Origin of the sequence: Massilia jejuensis (assembly GCF_042656795.1) — a bacterium.
Classification (GTDB): Bacteria; Pseudomonadota; Gammaproteobacteria; order Burkholderiales; family Burkholderiaceae_D; genus Telluria; species Telluria jejuensis.
Genome location: NZ_JBHSMS010000057.1, coordinates 23,611 through 50,270 on the forward strand (window position 1 = coordinate 23,611; position 26,660 = coordinate 50,270).

Below are 26,660 nucleotides of genomic sequence, written 5' to 3' on the forward strand. Positions count from 1 at the left end.
GGGTAGAATGGCCTGCATCGACAAGGAGGGCGCATGGATGGCGACGTACTGATTCTTTCGGGCTTGTGGAATTCGGGGCCGCAGCATTGGCAGTCGCACTGGGAGGCACGCCATCGGCAGTGGCGCCGGGTCGAACATCGCGACTGGAACAATCCGGTGCGCGACGAATGGGTGGCCGAGCTCGACGCCGCCGTCGGCGCCTGCGCCGGCGCGCCCGTGCTCGTCGCCCACAGCCTGGGCTGCATGCTGGCCGCCCACTGGGCCGCCTGCGGCTCGCCGCTGCGCGCGGCGGGCGCCTTCCTGGTCGCGCCCAGCGACGTCGACGCTCCGTCCTACCCGATCGACGCCAACGGCTTCGCCCCGGTGCCGATGGCGCGCCTGCCCTTTCCCAGTGTGGTGGTCGCCAGCACGAACGACCCGTTCGTCACACGCGAGCGCGCCCTGGCCTTCGCCGAAGCCTGGGGCAGCCGCCATGTCGAGATCGGCCCTGCCGGCCACCTGAACGCCGATGCCGGCTACGGCCACTGGCCCGAGGGCGAACGCCTCTTGCTCGAATTTCTCGAACAGGTGCGCACATAGCCACGCGCGGCCATATTTATACTTTGCATTTGATTATGCGTTTATGATGGCGGCTGCATAACCAGGCACCGCCATGGCAGATCCCGCGCCTCCCCTTCCGCGTCCGTTCTCGCTCTACCTCGACTGCTGCCGCTTCCTGGCGGCGGTCCTGGTCGTGGTCAGCCATTTCCGGCCCTACGGCGCCATCGCGGCCGGTTCCGGCTACTGGTGGCTGGGCCTGGGGCGTGAATCGGTCGTGGTGTTCTTCGTGCTGTCCGGTTTCGTGATCGCCTATACCGCCGAGCGCAAGCCGACGGGCCTGCGCGGCTATTGCGTGGCACGCTGCACGCGCATTTATTCGGTCGCCCTGCCCGTGGCGCTGCTCGCCTTCGGCGCCGCCGCCCTGCTCGTGCTGGCCAAGCTGGCGACGCCGCAGCAGTTTTACCAGCTGGGCAAACCCTGGCTGTACCTGCCGCTGCACCTGCTCTTCATGGGCGAGCTCTGGACCCTGTCCGAGACGCCGCCGCTGCTCGCGCCCTACTGGTCGCTCGGCTACGAGGTCTGGTACTACGCGCTGTTCGGCGCGGCCTTTTACCTGCGCGGCCGGCGCCGGCTGCTGGCCGTCGGCGCGATGCTGCTGTTCGTCGGCCCCAAGCTGTGGCTGTTGCTGCCGGTCTGGCTGGCCGGCGTCGCCGCCTACCACTGGCAAAAAACGCACACGCTCGGGCGCACGCAGGCGCTTGCCGGATGGGTCCTGTCCCTGCTGCTGCTGGCGGCGTTCAAGGCGAGCGAGCTCGATGCGGCGCTGCGTGCCCTGGCCCACGCCGGCTGGCCCTTCCCGGGCCTGCCCCTGAAAAGCGCGGACCGCTTCCTGGCCGATTATGTCGTGTGCATGCTGGTCGTGATGAACTTCCTGTGCGCCAGGAGCGCGGGCTTGGGCCTGTTGCTGCGCATCGAGCGCCCGGTGCGCTGGCTTGCCGCGTATACCTTCACGCTCTACCTTGCGCACGCGCTGGTGATGCAGGTGTGGCTGATCGTCTACCCGCACCGGCGCACCGACCTGGCCGACGTGCTGTCGCTGGCGGCGGTGATCGTCTCGGCGACCTTGCTGATCGGAGAACTGACCGAGCATCGCAAGGGGTGGTGTGCGCGCTTGTTCACGTGGGCGGCGGCGCGCCTGCCGTTCGCGCAGCAGGCGGGCGGCGCCGCGAAATCCATGCGGTGAGCGCGCGGACCCGGAGGGCCAACGTGCGAACGACGTAAAAAACCGGGCGCAGCGCGGCAGCTGGCCCGGTGTTCGTTCGACGGCAGGATTACTTCGCCGTCGCCAGCAGCATCTCGTTCAGGCGCTTGACGAAACTGGCCGGATCGGCCAGGCTGCCGCCCTCGGCCAGCATCGCCTGGTCGAACAGGATGTGCGACCAGTCGGCAAAGCGCGGGCTGCTCGCGTCTTCGTACTTCAGGCGCGTCACCAGCGGGTGGTTCGGGTTGATCTCGAGGATCGGCTTCGAATCGGGCGCGTTCTGGCCGGCCGCTTTCAGCATGCGCACCAGGTTAGCCGACAGCTCGTGCTCGTCGGCCACCAGGCAGGCCGGCGAATCGGTCAGGCGGTGCGTCACGCGCACGTCCTTGGCCTTCTCGAGCAAGGCGCCTTTCATCTTCTCCACGAGGTCCTTGTACTGGGTCTCGGTCTCCTCGTGTTCCTTTTTCTCGGCCTCGTCTTCCAGCTTGCCCAGGTCCAGCCCACCCTTGGCCACCGAGGTCAGTTCCTTGCCGTCGAATTCGGTCAGGAAGGACAGCATCCATTCGTCGACGCGGTCGGTCAAGAGCAGCACTTCGACGCCTTTCTTGCGGAAGATCTCGAGGTGCGGGCTGTTCTTGGCGGCGTTGAAGTTATCGGCCGTGACGTAATAGATCTTGTCCTGGCCTTCCTTCATGCGCGCGATGTAGTCCGCGAATGAGACGGTCTGTTCGTCGGTCTCGTTGTGGGTCGAGGCAAAGCGCAGCAGCTTGGCGATGCGGTCCTTGTTGGTCGCGTCCTCGCCGATGCCTTCTTTCAGGACCTGGCCGAATTCCTTCCAGAAGGTGACGTACTTGTCCTTCGTTTCCTGTTCGTCCGCGTTGGCCAGCTCTTCCAGCATGCCCAGCACGCGCTTGGTCGATCCTTCGCGGATCACCTTCACGTCGCGCGACTCCTGCAGGATCTCGCGCGAGACGTTCAGCGGCAGGTCGGCCGAATCGATCACGCCCTTGATGAAGCGCAGGTAGGTCGGCATCAGCTGCTCGGCGTCGTCCATGATGAAGACGCGCTTGACGTACAGCTTGATGCCGCCGCGCTTGTTGCGGTCCCACAGGTCGAACGGCGCATGGCCCGGCACGTACAGCAGCTGCGTGTACTCGCTGCGTCCTTCCACGCGGTTGTGCGTGAACGTCAGCGGCTCCTGGAAGTCGTGCGAGACGTGCTTGTAGAATTCGTCGTACTGCTCCTTGGTGACCTCGGACTTGTTGCGCGCCCACAGCGCGCTGGCCTGGTTCACGGTCTCGAATTCGTCGCGGGCGACGGTGGCCTTCGCCTCTTCGTCCCACTCTTCCTTCTGCATCAGGATCGGCAGCGAGATGTGGTCCGAATACTTGCGGATGATCGACTTCAGTTTCCAGTTCGACAGCAGCTCGTCCTCGCCCTCGCGCAGGTGCAGGATGACGTCGGTGCCGCGGCCGGCCTTCTCGATCGCCTCGACGCTGTAGTCGCCTTCGCCGGTCGATTCCCAGCGCACGGCCTGCGTGCTGTCCGCGCCCGCGCGCCGCGTTTCCACCGTGATGCGGTCGGCCACGATGAAGCCCGAATAGAAGCCCACGCCGAACTGGCCGATCAGGGCCGCGTCCTGCTGCTGGTCGCCCGACAGGCGCGAGAAGAATTCCTTGGTGCCCGACTTGGCGATCGTGCCCAGGTGCGAAATGACTTCCTCGCGGCTCATGCCGATGCCGTTATCGGAAATGGTAATGGTCTTCGCTTCCTTGTCGAGGCTGACCTTGATCCTGAGTTCGTGGTCGTTGCCATACAGGGCGTCGTTGTTGATCGCTTCGAAGCGCAGCTTGTCGGCGGCGTCGGAAGCGTTCGAAATGAGTTCGCGCAGGAAGATTTCCTTGTTCGAATACAAGGAGTGAATCATCAATTGCAGCAGCTGCTTTACTTCAGCTTGAAAGCCAAGGGTCTCTTTTTCGGCGACGGCCATGTTGTTCCTCGTGATGACAAATTAAACGGATTACGGTTGAACGGATTGCTGCAATATTGGGATAGCGTTACGGTTTTCAAGAGCTCTTCTCGCGTACCGACCAATACATGTCGATGACAAGCTGTTGCGCCGGTGGTGCCACCGCGCCTTCGACGCCGTACAATACCGGCTTCATCCACCGCATTGGAATTTCCATGTCCGTCTACGACAAACTGAAGGAATTGAACATCACCCTGGAGCAAGCCGCCACCCCGGCTGCCGCCTATGTCATGTACGTGCAGACCGGCAACCTGGTCTTCATCTCCGGCCACATCGCCAAGCACGCGGACGGTTCGGTCAATGTCGGCCAGCTCGGCAAGGACAAGAGCACGGCCGACGGCCAGGCGGCCGCGCGCGCGATCGCGGTCGACCTGATGGGCACGCTCCAGGATGCCTGCGGCGGCGACCTGACCCGCGTCAAGCGCATCGTCAAGCTGATGAGCCTGGTCAACTCGACCCCGGAGTTCACCGAGCATCACCTGGTCACGAACGGCGCTTCGGAACTGTTCGGCGAAGTCTTCGGCGACGCCGGCAAGCATGCCAGGAGCGCCTTCGGCGTGGCCCAGATCCCGCGCGGGGCCTGCGTCGAGATCGAAATGATCGTCGAAGTGGCCTGACACCCTTCCGATCGGCAGCGATTCACGGGGCCAGGCTACCCGCCGGGCCCCTTCGCGGGCAGCTTACCGAGCGCCCATCATGGCCGGGTCGCACCGGCGCCACCTCACAGCGAGACCAGCATGAACATCCAAGATCCCCATCCCATCAAGTGGCAGTTTTCGGAACGCGCGCAAGGGCTGCAAAGCTCCTTCATCCGCGAGATCCTGAAGATCACCCAGCGTCCCGAGATCATTTCATTTGCCGGCGGCCTGCCCTCGCCGGCCACCTTCCCGGTCGAGCGCATGCGGGCGGCCTACGACAAGGTGCTGCTCGACGCCGGCAAGGTGGCGCTGCAATACGGTCCGACCGACGGCTTCGCGCCGCTGCGCGCATGGATCGCCGACTCGCTCTCCACCGAAGGCACGAAGATCCTGCCCGAGCAGATCTTGATGGTGTCGGGTTCGCAGCAGGCGCTTGACCTGATCGGCAAGGTGCTGATCGACGAAGGCAGCCGGGTGCTGGTCGAAACACCGAGCTACCTGGGCGCGCTGCAGGCCTTCTCGGTCTACCGCCCCGAATTCGCCTCGGTCGATACCGACGACGACGGCCTGGTCCCCTCCTCGATCGACGCCGTCGCCAAGGGCGCGCGCCTGCTGTACGCGCTGCCGAACTTCCAGAACCCGACCGGCCGCTCGCTCTCGCTCGCGCGCCGGCGCGAACTGGTGGAAACCTGCGCCCGCCTGCGCCTGCCCCTGATCGAGGACGATCCCTACGGCGCGCTGTCGTACACGGGCGCGCCGATGCCGAAAATGGTGGCGATGCATCCGGACGGCGTCATCTACATGGGTTCCTTCTCGAAGGTGCTCACGCCCGGCATCCGCCTCGGCTACGTGTGCGCCCCGCTGCCGCTGGTGCGCCGCCTCGAGCTGGCGAAACAGGCGGCCGACCTGCATACCGCCCAGCTCACGCAGATGGTGGTGTACGAAGTGGTCAAGGACGGCTTCCTCGACGAGCACATCCCGACCATCCGCGCGCTCTACGGCAGGCAGTGCCGGGCGATGCTCGACGCCATGGCCGAACACTTTCCGGCGGCCGTCAGCTGGACCAAGCCGGAAGGCGGCATGTTCATCTGGGTCACGCTTCCGAAAAGCATCGACGCCATGCAGCTGCTCGATACGGCGATCGCCTCGCGCGTCGCCTTCGTTCCGGGCGCGCCCTTCTACGCCAACGCAGGAGAGACCAATACGCTGCGCCTGTCGTTCGTCACCGTGCCGCCGGAACGCATCCGGGAAGGGATTGCGATCCTCGGCAAGCTGATTGCTGCACTGCTTTGACACGGTCCGGCAGCGGCGCGTGCGCCGCCGCTGCCCGCGTGTCCAAGGAGGGGAAGCCGGGTTTTAATTGCCGAATCAAAACATTTCGGCGTAGCCGCGGCAGCGACGCCCTGACGTTGCGGCACTGCAGTAAAATGTACTAGCTATCAGACAACAAAAGTTCCCACTGCAGTCGACATCGGGGTATGATTTTGCACGAGATCAAACCCGTCGCCATGGCGAACTGCAATGTCCAACCTAGACCACGCACCTGCCGCAACGCCGCGCCAGACCGCTATCCTGATCGTCGACGACGCTCCCGCGCAGCTCGGATTGATACGCTCCATGATGCTGCAGCAGGGCTACCACACCTTCGTGGCGAACAGCGGCGAACGGGCGCTTGTCATTGCCCAGCGCGCCCAGCCGGACCTGATCCTGCTCGACATCGTCCTGCCCGGCATGGACGGCATGGAAGTGTGCCGGCGCCTCAAGGCGCACCCGAGCACCTGCAACATTCCCGTCATTTTCATGAGCGCGCGTACCGATACCGACGACATCGTGGCCGCCTTCGACATCGGCGCCTCCGACTATATTCCGAAGCCGCTGCGCCTGGCCGAGGTCTGCGCCCGCGTGCGTGCCCAGCTGCACTTCCGGCACACCAGTACGTCGCAGCAGCAGCAAGCCGATCGCCTGCGCCTGATCGTCGACAGCATGGACGAAGGCTTGATGGTGCTCGAACCCTCGGGCCGCATCCAGTACACCAATCCGGCCTGCAACCGCTACCTCGGCTATGCGCCCAACGAGCTGGCCGGCTGCTCGCTCGACGACCTGCTGGCGCCCTCGGTGGCGCAGGAATACCTGGAGCTGTTCAGCCAGAGCGTGCTGGACGCCTCGGCGCCGAACTGGCGCGGCGCGCGCGAGGTGCTGATCCGCCAGCGCGACGGCATGCTGCGCGCGATGGATTTCACCCTGACGCCGATGGGGTCCGAGCAGCCGCTGTTCGTCGCACTGCTGCATGACATCACGCACCACAAGCAGTCCGAAAATGCGCTGCAGCGCGCGGCCTTGATCGATCCGCTGACGAAAATCGCCAACCGCCGCCATTTCGACACTTTCCTCGACAAGGAATGGCAGCGCGCGCTTCGCTCGGGCGAGCCGCTCTCGCTGATCGTGCTCGACGTCGACCATTTCAAGGGCTATAACGACAGCCTGGGCCACGCCGCCGGCGACGCCTGCCTGCAACAGGTGGCGATGGCGCTGCAGTCGCATGCGCTGCGCGCCACCGACCTGGCCGCGCGCTACGGCGGCGAGGAATTCGTGCTGCTGTTCGGCGAGACCGGCTTCGAGGCCGCCTGCCTGCTCGCCGAAACGATCCGCGCCCACGTCGAGTCGCTGAATATCGCCAATCCGCGCTCGGCCACCTCGCGCTGGGTCACCGCCAGCCTGGGCGTGGCCACGATCGTGCCGACCCAGTTCGACGACATCAAGGAATTTTTCGTCTGCGCCGACCGCGCCATGTATGCGGTCAAGGAGGCCGGACGCAATGGCGTGCGCGCGGTGCAGACCGGCGCCACCTTCGACACCATCGCCGACGTCCTCGCGTCCTGAAGAACTTGCGTGGAAGCGAACGCGGGTCCGGCCGCGCGAACTGGCCGGCGCCGGTATTTATCGGCTTATAATGGTCGCTTTCGCATCGCGCCCACCAAGACCGCCGTGAATCCGCCGTGAATCCAAACCTCGACAAACTCCACCCCTATCCCTTCGAAAAGCTGCGCGCCCTGTTCGCCGGCGTAACGCCCAATCCCGGCCTGGCTCCGATCAGCCTCGGCATCGGCGAACCGAAGCACCCGACCCCGCTCTTCATCGAGAAAGCCCTGATGCATGCGGTGGCCGGCCTGTCGAACTATCCGAGCACGGTCGGTGGCGAGCCGCTGCGCACGGCCATCGCCGCCTGGATCGAGCGCCGCTACGGCGTGCCGGGCCTGGACGCGGCGACGATGGTCTTGCCGGTCAACGGTTCGCGCGAGGCGCTGTTCGCGATCGCCCATGCCGTGGTCGACGCCAGCCGTGCCGAGCCGCTGGTGCTGTGCCCGAACCCGTTCTACCAGATCTACGAAGGCGCGGCCTACCTGGCCGGCGCGACGCCGTATTTCGTCAATTCCGAACCGGCGCGCAACTTCGCCCCCGACTACGGCGCCGTGCCCGACGCGGTATGGTCGCGGGTGCAGCTGCTGTATGTCTGCTCGCCCGGCAATCCGACCGGCGCGGTGCTGGGCCTGGACGACTGGCGCGCGCTGTTCGACCTGAGCGACCGCCACGGCTTCGTGATCGCGTCCGACGAGTGCTATTCCGAGATCTACACCGGTGCCACGCCGCCACTGGGGGCGCTGGAAGCGGCGCACGAGCTTGGCCGCAGCCGCGGCGATCGGCCGTATGCGAACCTGGTCGTGTTCTCGAGCCTGTCGAAGCGCTCGAACGTGCCGGGCATGCGCTCCGGCTTCGTCGCGGGCGACCCCGCCGTGCTCAAGAAATTCCTGCTCTACCGCACCTACTGCGGCGGCGCGATGTCGCCGACCGTGCAGGCGGCCTCGATCGCGGCCTGGGGCGACGAGTCGCACGTGCAGGACAACCGCGTACTCTACAAGGAAAAATTTCACCTGATTACCCCGCTGCTGCGCGAGGTGATGGATGTCGAACTGCCCGACGCCGGCTTTTACCTGTGGGCCGACGTGCGCCGCAGCGGCCTGTCGGACACCGACTTCGCACGCCGGCTGTACGCCGAATATAATGTGACGGTTCTACCCGGATCGTATCTCGCGCGCGACGCGCACGGGACCAATCCGGGCCGCAACCGCATCCGCATGGCCCTGGTGGCTGGCGTCGACGAGGGGCTCGAAGCAGCCAATCGCATCGTCCAGTTCTGCCGCGGCCTCGGCACCATGCACCAGCCTTCCGCTTCCTGAAAACGAGACCACTATCATGACCCAACAACTGCAGAACATCATCGACACCGCGTGGGAGCAGCGCGCGGACTTCAGTCCTTCCAGCGCGCCCGCCGACGTACGCGAGGCGGTCGCCCACGTGCTCGCCGGCCTCGATGGCGGCACCCTGCGCGTGGCGCAGAAGGAAGGCGGCGAATGGCAGGTGAACCAGTGGATCAAGAAGGCCGTCCTGCTGTCCTTCCGCCTCGAGAACAACGTCCCGGTCGAGGCGGGTGGCATGCAGTTCTACGACAAGGTCCCGACCAAGTTCGCCGACTACACCGCGGAAGACTTCGCCAAGGGGGGCTTCCGGGTAGTGCCGCCGGCCGTCGCCCGCCGCGGCTCCTTCATCGGCAAGAACGTGGTGCTGATGCCGTCCTACGTGAACATCGGCGCGTACGTCGACGAAGGCACGATGGTCGACACCTGGGCCACGGTCGGCTCCTGCGCCCAGATCGGCAAGAACGTCCACCTGTCGGGCGGCGTCGGCATCGGCGGCGTGCTCGAGCCGATGCAGGCCAACCCGACCATCATCGAAGACAACTGCTTCATCGGCGCCCGTTCGGAAATCGTCGAAGGCGTCATCGTCGAAGAGAACTCGGTGATCTCGATGGGCGTGTATATCGGCCAGTCGACCAAGATCTACAACCGCGAAACGGGCGAAGTCAGCTACGGCCGCGTGCCCTCGGGTTCGGTCGTCGTGTCGGGCAGCCTGCCCTCGAGCGACGGCAAGTACAGCCTCTACTGCGCCGTGATCGTCAAGCGCGTCGATGCGCAGACGCGCTCGAAGACCGGCATCAACGAGCTGCTGCGCGGGATCTAAGCACCCGGCTCGGATCGGCACCCAGCCATCCGGCTGCGCGCCGATCGACCGCGTAGGCTCCCGAGCCCACGCGGTCGATCCCCTGCCGTACGATAAAAGCACCATTCCGGGAGACCAGCAGCATGGCCATGGACCGCCTGTTCCAGCTCATGAAAGAAAAAAACGCGTCGGACATGTTCTTCGCGGTCAATTCTCCCGTCCACATCAAGATCAACGGGAACCTCATCCCGATCAACCAGCACCGCCTCGACCGCGACAACATCGATTCCCTGCTGTCGGAAATCGCCTCGCCCGGGCAGCTCGATGAACTGAACCGCACCAACGAACTGAACATGGGCATTTCCGTGCCCAACCTGGGCCGTTTCCGCCTCTCGGCCTTCCGCCAGCGCGGCAGCGTCTCGGCCGTATTCCGCTTCGTGCCGGCCACCATCCCGCCGCTGGGCGAACTCGGCCTGCCGGCCGTGCTGTCCGAACTGATCATGGAAAAGCGCGGCCTGCTGCTCATCGTCGGCGCCACCGGTTCCGGCAAATCGACCACGATCGCCTCGATGCTCGACTACCGCAACGAACAGCGCACCGGCCACATCCTGACGCTGGAAGACCCGATCGAATATCTTTTCAAGAACAAGAAATCGATCGTCAACCAGCGCGAAATCGGCAGCGACGCGCTCGATTTCGAACTCGCCCTGCGCAACAGCCTGCGCCAGGCGCCCGACGTGATCCTGATCGGCGAAATCCGCGACCAGGCCACGATGGGCGCGGCCCTTGCCTACGCCCAGTCCGGCCACCTGGTCGTCGCCACCCTGCACGCGAACAACAGCTACAACGGCCTGAACCGGATCATCGGCTTCTACCCGGTCGAGAACCGCCCCGCCCTGCTGCAAGACCTGGCCTCGGCCACGCGCGCGATCGTCTCCCAGCGCCTGGTGCGCTCGGCCGCCGGCGGCACGCGCCAGCCGGCCGTCGAAGTCATGCTCAACACGCGCTACATCGCCGACCTGATCGAAAAGGGCGAACTCAGCCAGATCAAGGAAGCGATGGACAAGAGCCTTTCGCCCGGCTCGCAATCCTTCGAAGGCGCGTTGCTGGCGCTGGTCCAGGCCGGCCTGGTCACCCAGGAAGAAGCGCTGGCGAACGCGGACTCGGCGACCAACCTGCTCTGGCTGCTCAACAACGGCCCGCCGTCCAATGCCGAGGAGAGCGCCCGCAAGAACGACGAGCCGCCGGAAACCTCGTTCACCGAGTTCACGCTCAATACCTGAATACGCCCAACCTGGGTACGCCCGATCAGGGCAAGCGCCGGACGACCACCTCGGTAGTGAAGGCGAGCGGCTCGAAGCGCAGGTGCAGCGCCTGGTCCTGGGTGACGAATTCGAGCGGCCCCACCGCCCTCAGCCTGACCGGTTCGGTGCCGTCCAGGCGCGCCCAGGCACGGTTGCCGCGCCGCTCGATGCGCAGCGTGTCGCCATCGGACAGGGGATAGGCCCCGTACAGCTCGGCCATTTCATGGGGCACGTGGTAATACTCTCGTGTGGCGCAGCCGGATGCGGCGAGCAAGGCGAGCGCCGCGGCCAGCGCACCGGGTACGATCCGCATAGCTTTCATGATGTCCTCCTGTCCGGGAAGGCCGCGCGCTGCGGCCCCTATCCCTATGACAGGCCGCCTGCCCGGCAGTTCGATATGGAACGGCCGTGTGCGACATCTGCCGCCAGGATGGGCATGTCTATCCTCCCGTCCCCGAACCACCGGGCTCTCGCCAAGCTCCCTTGCCCGGCACTATCGACGCTCATGAAAATGACGCTCTACGGCATTCCAAGGTAGGGCTTGGTCCACATGAGTCGACGCTACGGTTGTAAGCCATTGATAATCATTGCCTTTCAACAAACCGACGTACCACGATGCAGAGCACAGGCCCGCGTTCCGATGATGCGTGGTGCTGCCCTGTCGTCGCTACACGTGGGGCATCGGATGGTGGGCTATCTCATCAGGCGCGATGGCCGCGACAGTTACCGTCGGCGCTACCCCAGCGAGGTTGCCAAAGTCATTGGAAAGACGGAGTTCGTGAAGGTGCTCGGCACGAGTAGCAGACGCCAACGTGAAATTTCATGATCGCCATGCTTCCTGACGCAGCTCGATGGCAAAATCATGCTCAGCGGTCACTGACTGGCAAGGTTCTAGATGCTGCCTTAACTCCACAGCGCAAGTACTTTCAGATTCCAAAAGTTATCGAAATGTCGAAAAATTCGATTGAACAAGTTTATGAATTTTTTAAAAAAATTTTTTGACAACTGTAAATTTGCCCGCAATAATATGATTGAACGTATTTCGCTTTATATGATGAAAGTCAACAACTTCAATAGTTGCCACTGCTTCAGCTTCTTAAATTCCATTTCTTAAAATCCATTTCTTGAATTCCATTTCTTGAATTCTACTTCTTGAATTCTACTTCCCAAATTTTATTTCTTTAAGTATATTTTTTTAAGTTTAGTTATTAAATTATATTCTTGTATTCCATTCTAACCAAACCCATCATTATGACTCTGCCGGGAGATTGGCCATGTGCTCGATCAATAGGATTTGTACTATGCTCGTTACAAATTTCCATCGACTAAGTCGGACTGCACTGCCTTTTCTCTTGTTGCACGCGAAAAACCTTAATAGAAAACTTCAAGTTTGTTGCGCGTTATCTGTAAGCATCCTATTTTTGCATGACAACTTTTCGTATGCGCAAGATTCCGGCGTATCAATGTCCTTAAAAACTGTTCCAGTGCCGGGTCCATCTCCGGCAATGCTGTCCGAATTTGTAAAAGACAAAAAAGCTGCCATCCAGCTTGGAAAAGCGCTATTTTGGGATACCAGAGTAGGTAGCGATAATAAAACTTCGTGTGCGACTTGTCACTTTAGCGCCGGCGTGGATAATCGCAGCAAGAATCAATTAGATCCAGGAGCGTTAAGGCGTTTCCCGAGGTTGGCGCCGAACTCGCCATACCCGGATTCCGGATTCCAGCTTGGCGGTGGCCCGAACTATCAACTCAGGATTGAAGACTTCCCGTTCACCCGACACATTAACGAGGCAGATGCAAACGGTGCTGGCTCCAAAATAGCCGATGTTAATGAGGTTGCCTCGTCGCAGGGAGTATTCACCGCAAATTTCAGGGGTATTTCTGGAAAGACAGAAAACGGGCCGGATGAATGTGATGTCATCATCGATCATCATGATGGATTCAGCATAAACAATATCAATACTAGGCGTGTTGAACCCCGCAACACACCATCGGTCATCAATGCCGTCTTCAACTTTAGAAACTTCTGGGATGGCCGGGCGAACAACGTTTTTAACGGAGGGGATCCTTTTGGATTAAGAAACACTGCTCCGCTAATTTGGAAGCGCGAAGCAGGTTTGCTTCGCCAGGTGAAGGTTGCGCTCCCGTCTTCTTCATTGGCGTCGCAAGGGTCTGGTCCACCCCTGTCCGGTACTGAAATGAGCTGCACGGGAAGGGCTTTTGTAAAACTCGGTCAAAAACTGTTACACCAGAAAATTTTAACTGATCAAACGATCTCTGCAAGTGACAGCGTATTAGGACAATACGCAGCTGGAAAACCGATTTATCGTGCAATGATTGCTAAAGCGTTTCATGCAGACTACTGGCAGTCGCCTTCGATCATACGTTTTACCAGAAATAATGCGAAACGCATAGGCTCCATGGATCTCGATAAGCCACGCCCGTTCGATAATTTTATAGATACTAATGCAAGCCAGATGGAGGCGAACTTTTCCTTGTTCTTTAGCCTTGCTGTGCAGCTATACCAATCAACGTTGATTGCCGATGATAGTCCATTCGATCGTTATGCAGAAGGCAAGGGAACGTTGTCGGATCAAGCGATCGACGGTCTGAAGATATTTCGCGGAAAAGGCCAGTGTATCAACTGTCATGGTGGTGCAGAGATGACCAATGCGTCGTTTCGCAATGTTATCAGTCAGCGTTTGGAAAAAATGACGATGAGCGACGGATCAGTGAAAACCTATGACAACGGGTTTTATAATATTGGCGTGAGACCGACGAGTGACGATATCGGAATCGGCGGAGTGGACCCTTTCGGCAACCCATTATCGGAAACCTTGTTGTTCGCTATTTCAGCCGAGAACTCGTCTTTGCTCGGAAATAACTTTGATCCGAGCAAATATGAACGGCCCGGTGTAGATAAAGTCAGTGTCAACGGCGCATTTAAGACGCCGGGCTTACGCAACGTGGAGCTGACCGGTCCTTATTTTCATAATGGCGGCAAGGCGACGTTGATGCAGGTTGTCGACTTCTACAATCGCGGCGGCGATTTCGCTCAAGAAAACAGGGATAATCTGGCCCCGGATATACGACCTCTCAACTTAAGTGAGCAGGAAAAAGAAAGCCTCGTGGCATTTCTCGTGTCGTTGACAGATGAACGAGTCAGGTACGAAAGAGCACCATTCGATCACCCGTCACTGTGCCTCCCACATGGGCATCCGGGCGACACTAAAGTGGTCACGAACAGTGGCAATGGAAATGCAACCGATATTAATCCGTTGAAATGTTTGAAGGCAGTCGGGGCAAGTGGAAGCAGCAGGAAGATCACTCCATTTCTTGGGTATGGTGTACCTCCAAAACAACGGTGATGAGCCTTTGAAATATTGCACGACAAGTTCAGCCGGATAGCGCTGCGAGGTGCTGGACGACGTGATTTGCACGTCGATCCCGGGTGGCTGCACATGCGCTTGGTGACCGGCCTGCGCGGCCGCGCGGCGGGCTAAAAGCTGGTTTCCATCGGGCTTGCATTCGTACGGGGAGCTGCAACGGGCTGTAGTACGGGCTCTGTCGCATTGTCGAGCCGGGCACGGATTTTCCCGTGCTGAGCATGCCCCTGTTTACTCTGGGCGGACTTGTCCTGCCAATGAATAAAACTGGTCAGCGAACGACATGACAGCGGTACTGTCGATGGCAGACTGGCGCTTGCGAGTCATGTGCATGAACCCAATGCCAGCCAGCACATTGCCGGCAGACCGGAATGACTGAAGGCCCAGCATGGCCCTGGTCAAGCGCTTGATCGCTCGACGGTCCTGTTCAACAATATTGTTCGGGTGTCCGACCCGGCGTACAGGGATCGGCACCGCGAGGCCGGCGTCAATCCCGTCGCTCGCCGCCTTGATGGCGCCGCAGGTGGCCACCTCCATCATCGCAGCGCCAAGCTGCCAGCGGCGGCAAACGCCACGGCAACGAACGTAGCCTTCACTGCCGCAATCAGCGGCCGTCAGACTGCCCTGAACGCGGTGGGCGCAGCCCCGGTGGACCTGGCCACGGCGAACACTGCCAGCGTCGACGCGCTGGTCATTGCTATGGCCGCCAAGCGCGCGGCAAGGGCCAAGGCCAACCAAGTGCTGCTGGCCAGCATGAACCCGCGCAGTCCGGATACTGCGCCGTAGGCACATCGCCCCGTACCCTTACCCCGCAATCCTCGTCGTTTGCCTCGCATCGCCATCTGGATCGCGAGAGCTGCGACGACAGCCCCATCAGTCTGGTATGGTATCCTTCGCGCCCCTACGCCAAGTACGTCCGTACCATACGAATCTTCCACGTCGTACGCACGCATCAGCTTGGAACATTGCGAGTGCTTGATTCCATTATGCAAAAAACGCTCTACGGTATTCCCAACTGCGACACCGTCAAGAAGGCCCGTGCCTGGCTGCTTGAAAACGGCCACGACGTCGCCTTCCACGATTTCAACAAGGCGGGCCTGGAGCGCGCCACCGCCGCGCGCTGGCTCGATGAACTCGATTGGGAAATCCTGGTCAACCGCAAGGGCACGACCTGGCGCAAGCTGCCGGACGAGCGCAAGGCGGCCATTGTCGACAAGGCCTCGGCCCTCGAACTGATGCTGGAACATACCTCGGTGATCAAGCGTCCGGTGCTCGAAGGCGACGGCGCGCTCGCGGTGGGTTTTAGTCCGGACCACTACGCGCGCCTGATGGGGGCCGCATGATCCGCACTTCGCGCACCCAGGAACTGGCGGCCGAACTGATCGCGCTCGACTCGATCACGCCGCAGGATAAAGGCTGCCAGCAGCGAATCTCTGAATTGCTGGCGCCGCTGGGCTTCGTCTGCGAGCGCATCGAATCGAACGGCGTGACCAACCTGTGGGCGCGCAAGGGCACCGAATCGCCCGTGTTCGTCTTCGCCGGCCACACCGACGTGGTGCCGACCGGTCCGGTGCACCAGTGGGCCTCCGACCCGTTCACGCCGACCGTCCGCGACGGCAAGCTGTACGGACGGGGCGCGGCCGACATGAAGACCTCGCTCGCGGCGATGGTGATCGCCTGCGAGGAGTTCATCGCGGCCCACCCGGACCACCGGGGGTCGATCGCCTTCCTGGTCACGAGCGACGAGGAAGGCCCGGCCACCGACGGCACCGTCGTCGTTTGCGAACTGCTGGAGGAACGCGGCGTCAAGCTCGACTATTGCCTGGTCGGGGAGCCGACCTCGAGCCACATCCTGGGCGACGTGATCAAGAACGGGCGGCGCGGCTCGCTCTCGGGCCATCTCGTCATCAAAGGCGTGCAGGGCCACATCGCCTATCCGCACCTGGCGCGCAACCCGATCCACGAGGCCGCGCCCGCGCTGGCCGAACTGGCCGCCGAGGTCTGGGACGAAGGCAACGACTACTATGCGCCGACCTCCTGGCAGGTGTCGAACATCCATGCCGGCGCCGGCGCCAACAACGTCATTCCGGGCCAGCTGACGCTGGAATTCAACTTCCGCTTCTCGACCGCCAGTACGGCCGAGGGCCTGGAAGCGCGCGTGCATGCGATCCTCGACCGCCACGGCCTGGAATACGACCTGGCGTGGACGCTGTCGGGCCTGCCTTTCCTCACGCCCAAGGGCAGGCTGTCGGACGCGGTCTGCGGCGCGATCCGTGCCGAGACCGGCGTGACGGCCGAACTGTCGACCACCGGCGGGACCTCGGACGGGCGCTTCATCGCCCGCATCTGTCCCCAGGTGATAGAATTCGGCCCACCAAACGCCAGCATTCATAAAATCGACGAACATGTCGAGCTGCGCTTCATCGAGCCACTGAAAAACATCTACCGCCGCACGCTGGAAAATCTGCTGGCCTCCTGACCAGAATCGAGCAACCCAGACCGCGAGAAACCGCCATGAACACGACACCTTTCAGCACCCCGCGCGACCTGTTGCGCTATGCCGTCACCCGCTTCAATGCGGCCAAGCTGTTCTTCGGCCACGGCAGCGCCGAGGCCTACGACGAAGCGGCCTACCTGGTGCTGCATACGCTGAAGCTGCCGCTCGACCGGCTCGATCCTTTCCTCGATGCGAAGCTGCTGCCGGAAGAAGTGCTGCAGGTGCTGTCCGTGATCGAGCGCCGCACCGTCGAACGCGTGCCGGCCGCCTACATCACCAACGAAGCCTGGCTCGGCACCTACGCCTTCTATGTCGACGAGCGCGTGCTGGTGCCGCGCTCCTTCATCGCCGAGCTGATCCCGAACTGGTTCAGCCCGTGGGTGGCCGACCCCTATGCCGTCGAGAACGTGCTCGAACTGTGCACCGGTTCCGGCTGCCTGGCGATCATGCTGGCCGACGTCTACCAGAACGCCGTGGTCGATGCGGTCGACATCTCGAAGGACGCGCTGGCCGTGGCCGAACGTAACATCCGCGACTACAAACTCGAAGGGCGCGTCAATCCGATCGAGTCCGACCTGTACGAGAACGTGCCGTTCAAGAAGTACGACCTGATCGTCACCAACCCGCCCTACGTGAACGCCGATTCGATGGCCAGGCTGCCGCCGGAATACCAGCGCGAGCCGCAGATCGCCCTGCATGGCGGCGCGGACGGGATGGACCTGGTACGCAAGATCGTCGCCGGCGCCGCCGAACGCCTCACTCCCGAGGGCATCCTGGTCGTCGAGATCGGCAACGAGGCCGACTACGCCGAAGCCGCCTTCGGCCACCTGGGCCTGACCTGGCTCACCACAAGCGCCGGCGACGAGGCAGTTTTCCTGCTCACCGCCGAGCAGCTTCAACACGCATGAATAGAATCGACCACGCATGATCCGCTTCCTGAACGTCAGCCTGATGCGCGGCATAAAGCCGCTGCTGGAAAACGCCGACCTGACCCTGAACCCCGGCGACAAGATCGGCCTGATCGGCGCCAACGGCGCCGGCAAATCGAGCCTGTTCGCCATGCTGCGCAACGAACTGCACGCCGACCAGGGCGAGATCGACTTCCCCGCCAAATGGCGCATGGCCTATGTGGCGCAGGAGACCCCCGCGCTGGACCGCCCTGCCCTGGAATACGCGATCGACGGCGACGTCACGCTGCGCCGCCTGCAGAAGGAGCTGGAAGACCTGGAAGCGGCGCCGCACACGCACGACAACGGCATCGAGATGGGCAACGTGCACGGCGCGCTGATGGATGCCGACGCCTACACCGTGCAGTCGCGCGGCGAGCAGTTGCTGCTGGGCCTGGGCTTCACGCTCGACCAGATGCAGCAGCCCGTCGCCAGCTTTTCCGGCGGCTGGCGCATGCGCCTGAACCTGGCGCAGGCGCTGATGTGCCCGTCGGACCTGCTGCTGCTCGATGAACCGACCAACCACCTCGACCTCGATGCGATCATCTGGCTCGAGGACTGGCTCAAGCGCTATGCGGGCACCCTCGTCATCATCTCGCACGATCGCGACTTCCTCGACGAGATCGTCAACGTGGTGGTCCACATCGACGAGCGCAAGCTCAAGCGCTACTCGGGCAACTACTCGTCCTTCGAGCGCCAGCGCGCCGCCGCGATGGTCCTGGCCGCCAGCGCCATGGAAAAGCAGCAGCGCGCGCGCGCCCACCTGGAATCGTTCATCGACCGTTTCAAGGCGAAAGCGAGCAAGGCGCGCCAGGCCCAGAGCCGCATGAAGCAGCTGGCCAAGATGGAAGAACTGGCGCCGCTGCGCGCGGCCGCCGAATTCTCGTTCGAATTCCGCGAGCCGCTCGCCGCCCCCAATCCGCTGCTGGTGATGGAAGACGTGGATGCCGGCTATCCGCTCCTGGACGGCCACGGCGACAAGGTCGGCGCCAAGACCATCGTCAACGACATCAACTTCTCGCTGCAGATCGGCCAGCGCATCGGCCTGCTGGGCGTGAACGGCGCCGGCAAGTCGACGCTGATCAAGACCATCGCCGGCGAACTGGCGCCGCTGACCGGCGAATCGACGCTCGGCAAGGGCCTGTCGATCGGCTACTTCGCCCAGCACCAGGTCGAGATGCTGCGCCACGACGAGTCGCCGCTCTGGCACCTCGCCAAGATCGCCCCGACCGTGCGCGAGCAGGAACTGCGCAACTTCCTGGGCGGCTTCAACTTCCCGGGCACGATGGTGACCAGCCCGATCCGGCCGTTCTCGGGCGGCGAAAAGGCGCGTCTGGCGTTGGCCCTGATCGTCTGGCAGCGTCCCAATCTGCTGCTGCTCGATGAACCGACCAACCACCTCGACCTGGAGACGCGCGAGGCGCTGACGATGGCGCTGGCGCAGTTCGAAGGCACGCTGGTCGTCGTCTCCCACGATCGCCACCTGCTGCGCGCCACCACCGACGAATTCATCATCGTCGCCAACGGCCGCCTGCAACCCTTCGACGGCGACCTGGACGACTACAAGGACTGGCTGTTCAAGACCAAGCTGGGCAAAGGCACCGACCTGCTGCCGCTGCCGAAGGCTGCCGTGGCCGCGGCGCCGGTGGTGGCCGCGCCGCCCGCGCCGCCGGCCGAGCGCAAGGAGCAAAAGCGCCTCGGCGCCGAAGAGCGCCAGCGCATCGCGGCCCTGAAGAAGCCGCTCGAGAACCGCCTCAAGCGGGTCGACGAGCAGATGGCCAGGCTCAATGCGAAGAAGGCCGACATCGATGCGCGCCTGCTCGATCCGGCGATCTACGACGCCGACAAGAAGGAAAGCCTGAAGACGCTGGTCGCGGACCAGGCCTTCTGCGTGCGCGACCTGGCGACGCTGGAGAACGAGTGGCTGGAGTTGCAGGAGCAGCTGGAAGGCTTGGCCGCTTGAGCGCTAGCCGCGCACCGCGCGGGTGCGGGAACCGGGTTCACGCCACCTGGCGCGCGCTGGCCTTCTGGTCGATCGACATCAGGCGGTCGATATCGACCAGGATCAGGCGCCGCCCGTTCGTGACGCCCAGCCCGATCAGGTAATCGATCGCCCCGCCGTCGGTGCCGGGAATCGGCGAAATCTGCCCGGGCGCCAGGGTGACGACGTCGGTGATGCCGTCGACCACCATGCCCATCACGCAGGTCGACAGCTTGAGAATGATGACGTCGGTGGTCGGCGTCGACGTCACGGGGTGGCCGCAGAAGGCCGCACGCATGTCGACGATGGGCATGATGACGCCGCGCGAGACGGCCACGCCTTCGACGATGGCGCCGTCGGCGGCGAAGCGTTCAAGCGACTTGAGGATGCGCAGCTCCTGCACCTTGCCGAAATCGAGTCCGTATTCGAGGCCGCCGAGCTTGAAACTGAGGAATTGATTGTCCGCCGGGTGAACTGCCATGGTGTCCTCCTGCATGATGGTTCCTTTGGGTAACAACACCATGCTAAGGCCAGGCCTGCCTGCTTCCATTGCGTGCAGTCAATATTTCCTTACGCCATCATTACCGGCGCGGTCCGCGGCGGCGCTGCCGTGAGCTTGTCACGCGCCCGGCAGGGTATAGCTGCCGCAAGCGGCCGCATGCAGGGTCTCGCCCTCGTTGCCGCGCAGGCGCGCCTTGATCTCGCGCGCTGGCAGGTCGTAGAAACAGGCGCCGTCCGGATCGTAGGCGAGCCGGCGTACCTGGGTCTCGCCCTTGAGCTGGCCGAGCGTGACCGCGGTGCCGGCGGCGCGCTCGCTGCGCTGGGCCGAAAAGCGCGCCAGCAGTGCCTCGCCCTCTGCCCGCTCGGCCTCGACCGCCTTGCGCGCGTTCGCCACTTCGCCGATCCGGGTCAGGCAGGCGGCCACGCCCTGCCTCATCTGCTTGAACTGCTGCGCCTGTGCCGGGCTCAGATGCGTCTCGCCGCTGCGCACCTTGCCGGCGATCTCGAGGTAGTTGCGGACCCCGGGCTCGGCGCACAGGAGCGCCACTTCGGCCTTGTGGCGGGCGATCGCAGCGTCGAATTGCGCCAGGCGCGCGCCGATCTGCTCGAGCACCGCGTCGATGCGGCCGCAGTCCGCCGCCAGGGCATACACCAACATCTCGCTGCCGCGCCAGGGAGCGGTGCTGTCGATCGCCAGGCGCCGCGCCGCCACCGCGCAGCCCTCGGCGTCGCCGATCGAGACTTCGTCGGCGATGATCTCGCAGTTGAGCGCCCGCTCGATGCGCACGCGGGTGCCAGAGATGACGCAGTTCTCGGCGCGCTGCAGGACCACCGCGCCGCCCGTGGCCTGCAGGATGGCGTTGGCCGTCACGCCGTCGACCTGGATGTCGCCGCGCTTGTTGTGGATGCTGCCGCCGACCAGGTTGGCGTGCAGGCGCACCATGCCGCCGCGCGAGAAGATGTCGCCGTACACGTTGCCGTGCACGGTGATGCCGTTGCCCTCGATGACGCGCTTTTCCTGGATGTCGCCGAATTCCTCGTAGTCGCCCGTCAGCTGCAGGTTGCCGGTGGTGCGGGCGCTGACGCCGTCGTGGCTGACGACCTTGTCGCCGACGGCGATGCTGCGCGTCTTCGGATCGACCTGCAGGAAACCGGTGCGCGCGGCCACCAGGTAGTGGCCGGTGGCGTCCCTCTCCACCCTGGTGCCTTCGCCGGCATGGCATGAGAGATCGAGGTCGGCCGGCGCCGCCGGCGCGATCAGGATGCCCGACAGCTCGACACCGGGCTGGCCGGCGCGCGGCGGCAGCTTTTGCAGCAGCTTCGTGCCGCCCTGCACCTGCGGGAAGCGGTTCTGGAAGCACATCAGGTCGAGCTTGCCGTTCGAGAGCTGGCGCGGCGCATCGCTGCGGTGGATGTCGTCGGACACCTCGACCACGACGGCATCGACGCCGGCGACCGGCTCGAGCCGGCGCGCGACCACGGTGCGGCCGAGGCCCGGATTGCCGATCCCCGCCCGCACGGCGGCCACGTCGATGCCGAAGCGGATGCCCTTGGTCCACATGTCGGCCACGAATTCGTCGAGGTCGAGGCGGGTCGCGATTTCCTCGCCCTCGGGTCCGGCCAGGAAGACCGGTTCGAAGCAGTATTCGGCCACGCCGCCGGCAATGCGCACCGAGCGGTACAAGGCACGGCGCTGGACGTCGAAGGGAAGGATGTCGTTCGCCAGGCGCACCAGCGGCCGGCCGTCGGGCCCGGTCGGAAGCGCCGGGCCGCTATCGTAGAGCGCCTTGACCAGGACCGCATAATCGACGCCGGAAAGATAGCTGCCCGAGCGCAGGATGCTGTCGATGGCGGCCAGTACCGTCGTGCCGAGCACGTCCGGGTCGGCGTAAATGCCGTCCGGGTGACGCATGATGCAATGCCCGGGGCCGGTCGAATCGAAGGGGGTGCCGGGGGCGGGCGGGACGGGAATGGCGGCGTCGGACACGTTCATGCTCCAGTGGGAACCGGACCTTGACAATATATCAAGAATCGCTCCCCATCAGCCTACCATGTTGTAGGAAATAAATAAATCATAGTTAACGACAACTGCCATGACCAGTATTAAGCCAAGCACGATTCCCGGCGCAAGAAAAAAGCCGGGACGAGCCCGGCTTCCTGTCGACTGCGATGCGCGCGTTCAGCGGCGCTGCGCGTTGGGGTAGATATCCATCCCCACCTCGTTGATCTGGCGGCGCAGGTCGCGCCGTTCGTCCGGCGTCAGGCGCCCGCCGCGGCGGCCGCCGTCGCCCTGGGACTGGGCAGCCTGGCGGCGCTGCTCCTCGAAGGCCCGCTGTTCGCGCTGCTGCTCGACCATGCGCTGTTCGCGCGGCTGGTCGATCTGCGGCGCCTGCACCCGCTCGGCGCGGGCCCCGGGCGGCGGGGACAACTGGGCATCGTCGCGGCGGCCATGGTATTGTGCCTGGGCCGCACCGATGCCGGCACAGGCGAGCAGGGCCACGGCAACACCATGGCGCGCCAGGCGGGCGAGCCGGCCCTGGGCCTGGGCTGCTGCATTGGTTTTATCGAGCGCGTTTGTCATGGTGTTCCTCTTCCGTGGTGCGGGATAAACGGATAAGCTGTGCTTCATTGGTCCCCAGTGTATGTGGAACTGCCGTGGGGTATAAGCCCAATTGGGTAAAGTTTGTAACACAATGTAATGACCTATCTGTATCGCCTGAAACCGGGGCGAAGAGAAGTTACCATAGCGACATGAATTTGACAAACTGACAGCATATGAATCCAGCTTCCACGAATATGGGCAACAACGCCAACCCGGCCGCGACGGGCGGTCACAGCGCCAGGATCATGGTCGTCGACGACGACGTGCGCCTGCGCGACCTGCTGCGCCGCTATCTCACCGAGCAGGGCTTCCAGGTCGTCACGGCCGAAAGCGCGCCGGCGATGAACAAGCTGTGGCTGCGCGAGCGCTACGACCTGCTCGTGCTCGACCTGATGCTGCCGGGCGAGGACGGCCTGTCGATCTGCCGCCGCCTGCGCGGCGCCGGCGACCAGACCCCGATCATCATGCTCACCGCGAAAGGCGAAGACGTCGACCGCATCGTCGGCCTCGAGATGGGCGCGGACGACTACCTGCCCAAGCCATTCAACCCGCGCGAACTCGTGGCCCGCATCGGTGCGGTCCTGCGCCGCAAGGGTCCGGACGAAATCCCCGGCGCGCCCTCGGAAACCCCGCAGACCTTCGAGTTCGGCCAGTTCGTGCTCGACCTGGGCACGCGCACGCTGAAGAAAAACGGCGAGACGGTGCCCTTGACGACCGGCGAATTCTCGGTACTGAAGGTGTTCGCGCGCCACGCCCGCCAGCCGCTTTCGCGCGAGAAGCTGATGGAGCTCGCGCGCGGGCGCGAATACGAAGTCTTCGACCGCTCGCTCGACGTGCAGATCTCGCGCCTGCGCAAGCTGATCGAGCCCGATCCTTCCAGCCCGCTCTACATCCAGACCGTATGGGGCCTGGGCTATGTCTTCATCCCTGAAGGACAGCCGCGCTAGTGCTCGCCTCGTTTTCTCCACCCAAGCCGGGGCGCATGGCATGGATGAAAAGCGGCCTGTTCTGGCGCACCTTCTTCCTGCTGTCGCTGCTCACGACGCTGTCGATGGGTTCCTGGATCGGCATGCTCAACGTGTTCCAGCGCGGCCCGCAAGTCCAGCAGACGGCCGAGCTGGTGGTGTCGGTGGTGACGATCACAAAAGCGGCGCTGACCCATTCGGCGCCCGAGCTGCGGCGCGAGCTGCTGTTCGAACTGGTTTCGAACGAAGGCATCCGCATCTTCACGCTGGAGGACACCGACCAGGTCGATCCGCCGCCGGCGAACCCGCTGATGCCCGAAATCGCCGCCGCGGTGCGCGACAAGCTCGGCAACCAGACCCGCTTCTCCAGCCGCGTGAACGGCATGGCTGGCTTCTGGATCAGCTTCAGCATCGAGGACGACCAGTACTGGCTGATGCTCGAGCGCGAGCGCATCGCCGGCCTGACGCGGGTCCAGTGGCTCGGCTGGGCCAGCGTGGTGGGCGTGCTCTCGCTACTGGGCGCGGCCTTCATTTCGAGCCTGATCAACCTGCCGCTGGCGCGCCTGACGGCCGCCGCGCGCGTGATCGCCAAGGGCGAGCGGCCGCCTGCGCTGCCCGAGAAAGGCCCGAAGGAGATCATCGAAGCGAACCGCAGCTTCAACCAGATGGTGGAAGACCTGGCGCAGGTCGAAAAGGACCGCGCCGTGATCCTGGCCGGCATCTCGCATGACCTGCGCACGCCGCTGGCGCGCATGCAGCTCGAGCTGGAGATGGCGAGCCTGTCGCCCGATGCGCGCGACGGCATGCAGTCCGATATCGCCCAGATGGACGCGATCATCGGCCAGTTCCTCGACTACGCCAAGCCGACCGAGGCCTCGAGTTTCGTCCCGGTCGAGATCTCGCACCTGCTGGCCGACTGCGCCCAGCATGCCACGCGCCTGCCCGGCATGCGCGTGACGACCGACCTGGAAGAGGACGTGCAGGTGCTCGGCAACGAAATCGACCTGCGGCGCGTGATCAACAACATCGTCGAGAACGCGCGCCGCTACGCGCGTACGCCCGGCCAGGACTACACCGAACTCGATTTCGCCTGCCACGTGCGCAGCACGCCGCAAGGCCGGCGCGCCGTCGTCGACATTGCCGACCATGGTCCCGGCGTCCCGGCCGACCAGATCGCCCAGCTCCTGAAACCGTTCACGCGCCTCGACACGGCGCGCGGCCAGGCCAACGGCGCCGGCCTGGGCCTGGCGATCGTCGAGCGCGTCGTCACCCGCCACAACGCCGAACTGACGGTGCGTAACCGCGAGGGCGGCGGCCTGCTGGTACAGCTGGCCCTGCCGCTTGCTTCCTGATCCCCCTCCATTTCCCTACTTTATGAGCGATACCGCCCTCCTCGCCTGCAGCGACGTCGAACAGGCCGCCGCCCGCCTCCGGGGCGCCGCCCACCGCACGCCGGTGCTGACCTCGGCCACCGCCGACGCACGCACGGGCGCGCGGCTGTTCTTCAAGTGCGAGAACTACCAGCGCATGGGCGCCTTCAAGTTCCGCGGCGCCTTCAATGCCATCGCGCGCTTTACCCCGGCCCAGCGCGCGGCCGGCGTGCTGACCTTCTCGTCCGGGAACCACGCCCAGGCGATCGCCCTGTCGGCGCGCCTGGCCGGCATCCGCGCGACCATCATCATGCCGCACGATGCGCCGGCCCTGAAGGTGCAGGCGACCAGGGAGTACGGCGGCGAAGTGCTGTTCTACGACCGCTACACGGAAAACCGCGAAGAGATCGCGCGCCGCCTGGCCACCGAACGCGGCATCACCCTGGTCCCCCCTTACGACCATCCGGACGTGATCTGCGGCCAGGGCACGGCGGCCCAGGAACTGTTCGAGGACGTGGGGCCGCTCGACGTGCTCCTGGTGCCGCTCGGCGGGGGCGGCCTGCTGGCCGGCTGCGCGCTCGCCGCGAGCGGCCTGGCGCCCGGCTGCAAGGTGATCGGCGTCGAGCCGGAAGCGGGCAACGACGGCCAGCAGTCGCTCAGGCGCGGGCAGATCGTCCACATCGGCGTGCCCAAGACGATCGCCGACGGCGCCATGGTGACGCACGTGGGCGAGCATAATTTCGAGGTGATCCGGCGCCGCGTCGACGATATCGTCACCGTCAGCGACGCGCAGCTGGTCGAGACCATGAAATTCCTTGCCGAGCGCATGAAGATGGTGGTCGAGCCGACCGGCTGCCTGGGCGCGGCCGCGGCCCTGTGCGGCGTGCTGCCGGTGGCGGGCAAGCGCGTCGGCATCCTGATCAGCGGCGGCAACGTCGACCTGTCGCGCTTCGCCGCGCTGGTTGCCTGAGGCAGACCGGGCTCGCCGCACGGCGTCCCTGAGCGCGACCGGACGTCCTGGCGCGGCTGGGTCAGCTCATCCGTGGTTTTTTTGACAATGTTCGCGCACCGTGAAGCACCGAACATACCGAGGCAGTCTCGGCCGGGACAATGGCTCCATCGTATCGATGGAGGTGACCATGAAACGCCTGGCCTCTCAGCTCAGTATCGTCTTCGCGGCGATTGCCGCTGCCCCCGCCGCCCTGGCGGGTTCCGAAGTATTGAAATGCGTCGATGCCGGCGGCCACGTCACCTTGACCGACCAGGCTTGCGACAGCGGCTCGCGCGTCACGCGCCTGACCTCGGCCGGCGAACCGGAGCGCGCCGCGGCCCCGGCGGGCGAGGTGCAGCCGGTGGCATTGCAGCGCTACGAGGCTTCGCCGACGCTGCTGCGCCAGCAGACCTGGCGTCCGCGCGTGCCCCGGGGCGACCGTCCGCTGGCGAGCGACGTCGCCACCCTCAAGGCGGCGCGGGCGCAGTTGATGCTGATCGATGCCGATCGCGCGCATCGTCCGACCCTGGCGGGAATTCAATGATACGCGGCGCGGGACGGGCGCCGTGCCCCCGCCTGCGCCGGCTCGATCC

At 64.1% G+C, this 26,660-nt stretch carries 24 protein-coding genes; 18 read left to right on the top strand and 6 right to left on the bottom strand.

What is annotated here, in order from left to right; translation table 11 throughout:
• Nucleotides 1-33: 33 nt before the first annotated feature.
• Nucleotides 34-579 (top strand): RBBP9/YdeN family alpha/beta hydrolase, encoded by a 546-nt coding sequence (locus tag ACFPOU_RS17310; protein WP_379723944.1) that lies wholly within the window; start codon nt 34-36, stop codon nt 577-579.
• Between the two features lie 73 nt (nt 580-652).
• Nucleotides 653-1,783 carry an acyltransferase family protein gene (locus ACFPOU_RS17315; RefSeq protein WP_379723947.1) on the top strand — a complete coding sequence of 377 codons (1,131 nt, stop codon included), beginning with the start codon at nt 653-655 and terminating at the stop codon, nt 1,781-1,783.
• Nucleotides 1,784-1,871: 88 nt separating this feature from the next.
• Here the strand turns inward: ACFPOU_RS17315 and htpG are convergent, their stop codons facing one another.
• Entirely contained in the window at nt 1,872-3,791 is a 1,920-nt protein-coding gene (gene htpG / locus ACFPOU_RS17320) for a molecular chaperone HtpG (RefSeq protein ID WP_379723949.1), read from the bottom strand.
• A gap of 194 nt (nt 3,792-3,985) precedes the next feature.
• Here htpG and ACFPOU_RS17325 point away from each other — a divergent pair, with 194 nt between their 5' ends.
• From ACFPOU_RS17325 to ACFPOU_RS17350, 6 genes are all read left to right on the top strand, one after another.
• A complete protein-coding gene (locus ACFPOU_RS17325) occupies nt 3,986-4,447 on the top strand; it encodes a RidA family protein (protein ID WP_379723952.1) in 462 nt (153 codons plus the stop codon).
• Nucleotides 4,448-4,567: 120 nt separating this feature from the next.
• Entirely contained in the window at nt 4,568-5,761 is a 1,194-nt protein-coding gene (locus ACFPOU_RS17330; RefSeq protein ID WP_379723955.1) for an aminotransferase-like domain-containing protein, read from the top strand.
• 228 nt (nt 5,762-5,989) lie between these two features.
• Nucleotides 5,990-7,348, top strand: a complete 1,359-nt coding sequence (locus ACFPOU_RS17335) for a diguanylate cyclase (RefSeq protein WP_379723958.1) — start codon at nt 5,990-5,992, stop codon at nt 7,346-7,348.
• A gap of 116 nt (nt 7,349-7,464) precedes the next feature.
• Entirely contained in the window at nt 7,465-8,703 is a 1,239-nt protein-coding gene (gene dapC / locus ACFPOU_RS17340; RefSeq protein ID WP_379723961.1) for a succinyldiaminopimelate transaminase, read from the top strand.
• A gap of 16 nt (nt 8,704-8,719) precedes the next feature.
• A complete protein-coding gene (dapD, locus tag ACFPOU_RS17345; protein ID WP_379723964.1) occupies nt 8,720-9,544 on the top strand; it encodes a 2,3,4,5-tetrahydropyridine-2,6-dicarboxylate N-succinyltransferase in 825 nt (274 codons plus the stop codon).
• 122 nt (nt 9,545-9,666) lie between these two features.
• The gene (locus ACFPOU_RS17350) at nt 9,667-10,806 is read left to right on the top strand and encodes a PilT/PilU family type 4a pilus ATPase (RefSeq protein WP_379723967.1); all 1,140 of its coding nucleotides are present in this window, start codon (nt 9,667-9,669) and stop codon (nt 10,804-10,806) included.
• 25 nt (nt 10,807-10,831) lie between these two features.
• On the opposite strand, the gene ACFPOU_RS17355 is transcribed toward ACFPOU_RS17350, so the two are convergent.
• The gene (locus tag ACFPOU_RS17355) at nt 10,832-11,149 is read right to left on the bottom strand and encodes a hypothetical protein (RefSeq protein WP_379723970.1); all 318 of its coding nucleotides are present in this window, start codon (nt 11,147-11,149) and stop codon (nt 10,832-10,834) included.
• A 500-nt stretch (nt 11,150-11,649) separates the two neighbouring features.
• On the opposite strand from ACFPOU_RS17355, the gene ACFPOU_RS17360 reads away from it, so the two are divergent.
• Together ACFPOU_RS17360 and ACFPOU_RS17365 are read left to right on the top strand one after the other, a co-directional pair.
• Complete coding sequence (locus ACFPOU_RS17360; protein WP_379723973.1) at nt 11,650-11,829, top strand: hypothetical protein; 180 nt, start codon at nt 11,650-11,652, stop codon at nt 11,827-11,829.
• 299 nt (nt 11,830-12,128) lie between these two features.
• Nucleotides 12,129-14,195, top strand: coding sequence for a cytochrome-c peroxidase (locus ACFPOU_RS17365; RefSeq protein WP_379723976.1), 2,067 nt, complete (start codon nt 12,129-12,131; stop codon nt 14,193-14,195).
• 249 nt (nt 14,196-14,444) lie between these two features.
• Here ACFPOU_RS17365 and ACFPOU_RS17370 read toward each other — a convergent pair whose 3' ends face one another.
• Nucleotides 14,445-14,753, bottom strand: coding sequence for a DDE-type integrase/transposase/recombinase (locus ACFPOU_RS17370; protein WP_379723979.1), 309 nt, complete (start codon nt 14,751-14,753; stop codon nt 14,445-14,447).
• Nucleotides 14,754-15,199: 446 nt separating this feature from the next.
• Between ACFPOU_RS17370 and ACFPOU_RS17375 the strand changes: the two genes are divergently transcribed.
• The 4 genes from ACFPOU_RS17375 to ACFPOU_RS17390 are packed head-to-tail and all read left to right on the top strand — an operon-like array spanning nt 15,200 to nt 19,620.
• Complete coding sequence (locus ACFPOU_RS17375) at nt 15,200-15,556, top strand: arsenate reductase (RefSeq protein WP_379723982.1); 357 nt, start codon at nt 15,200-15,202, stop codon at nt 15,554-15,556.
• Entirely contained in the window at nt 15,553-16,692 is a 1,140-nt protein-coding gene (gene dapE / locus ACFPOU_RS17380) for a succinyl-diaminopimelate desuccinylase (RefSeq protein ID WP_379723985.1), read from the top strand. Before ACFPOU_RS17375 ends, dapE begins: the two co-directional genes overlap by 4 nt.
• Before the next feature lie 35 nt (nt 16,693-16,727).
• Nucleotides 16,728-17,618 carry a 50S ribosomal protein L3 N(5)-glutamine methyltransferase gene (gene prmB / locus ACFPOU_RS17385; RefSeq protein ID WP_379723988.1) on the top strand — a complete coding sequence of 297 codons (891 nt, stop codon included), beginning with the start codon at nt 16,728-16,730 and terminating at the stop codon, nt 17,616-17,618.
• Between the two features lie 16 nt (nt 17,619-17,634).
• Nucleotides 17,635-19,620, top strand: coding sequence for an ATP-binding cassette domain-containing protein (locus tag ACFPOU_RS17390; RefSeq protein ID WP_379723991.1), 1,986 nt, complete (start codon nt 17,635-17,637; stop codon nt 19,618-19,620).
• 37 nt (nt 19,621-19,657) lie between these two features.
• Here the strand turns inward: ACFPOU_RS17390 and ACFPOU_RS17395 are convergent, their stop codons facing one another.
• The 3 genes from ACFPOU_RS17395 to ACFPOU_RS17405 all read right to left on the bottom strand — a co-directional run bounded on the left by ACFPOU_RS17395 (nt 19,658) and on the right by ACFPOU_RS17405 (nt 22,720).
• Nucleotides 19,658-20,119: a chemotaxis protein CheW gene (locus tag ACFPOU_RS17395; protein WP_379723994.1), complete on the bottom strand. Its 462-nt coding sequence runs from the start codon at nt 20,117-20,119 to the stop codon at nt 19,658-19,660.
• Between the two features lie 138 nt (nt 20,120-20,257).
• On the bottom strand, nt 20,258-22,132 hold the full coding sequence (locus ACFPOU_RS17400; RefSeq protein ID WP_379723997.1) for a flagellar assembly protein A: 1,875 nt from the start codon (nt 22,130-22,132) through the stop codon (nt 20,258-20,260).
• Nucleotides 22,133-22,318: 186 nt separating this feature from the next.
• Complete coding sequence (locus tag ACFPOU_RS17405; RefSeq protein ID WP_379724000.1) at nt 22,319-22,720, bottom strand: hypothetical protein; 402 nt, start codon at nt 22,718-22,720, stop codon at nt 22,319-22,321.
• Between the two features lie 215 nt (nt 22,721-22,935).
• On the opposite strand from ACFPOU_RS17405, the gene ompR reads away from it, so the two are divergent.
• The 4 genes from ompR (at nt 22,936) to ACFPOU_RS17425 (ending at nt 26,611) form a co-directional block, all read left to right on the top strand.
• Nucleotides 22,936-23,688: an osmolarity response regulator transcription factor OmpR gene (gene ompR, locus ACFPOU_RS17410; protein ID WP_379724103.1), complete on the top strand. Its 753-nt coding sequence runs from the start codon at nt 22,936-22,938 to the stop codon at nt 23,686-23,688.
• Between the two features lie 35 nt (nt 23,689-23,723).
• The gene (locus ACFPOU_RS17415) at nt 23,724-25,058 is read left to right on the top strand and encodes an ATP-binding protein (protein ID WP_379724003.1); all 1,335 of its coding nucleotides are present in this window, start codon (nt 23,724-23,726) and stop codon (nt 25,056-25,058) included.
• A gap of 22 nt (nt 25,059-25,080) precedes the next feature.
• A complete protein-coding gene (locus ACFPOU_RS17420; RefSeq protein WP_379724006.1) occupies nt 25,081-26,046 on the top strand; it encodes a threo-3-hydroxy-L-aspartate ammonia-lyase in 966 nt (321 codons plus the stop codon).
• 169 nt (nt 26,047-26,215) lie between these two features.
• Nucleotides 26,216-26,611, top strand: a complete 396-nt coding sequence (locus ACFPOU_RS17425; RefSeq protein WP_379724009.1) for a DUF4124 domain-containing protein — start codon at nt 26,216-26,218, stop codon at nt 26,609-26,611.
• Nucleotides 26,612-26,660: the final 49 nt, after the last annotated feature.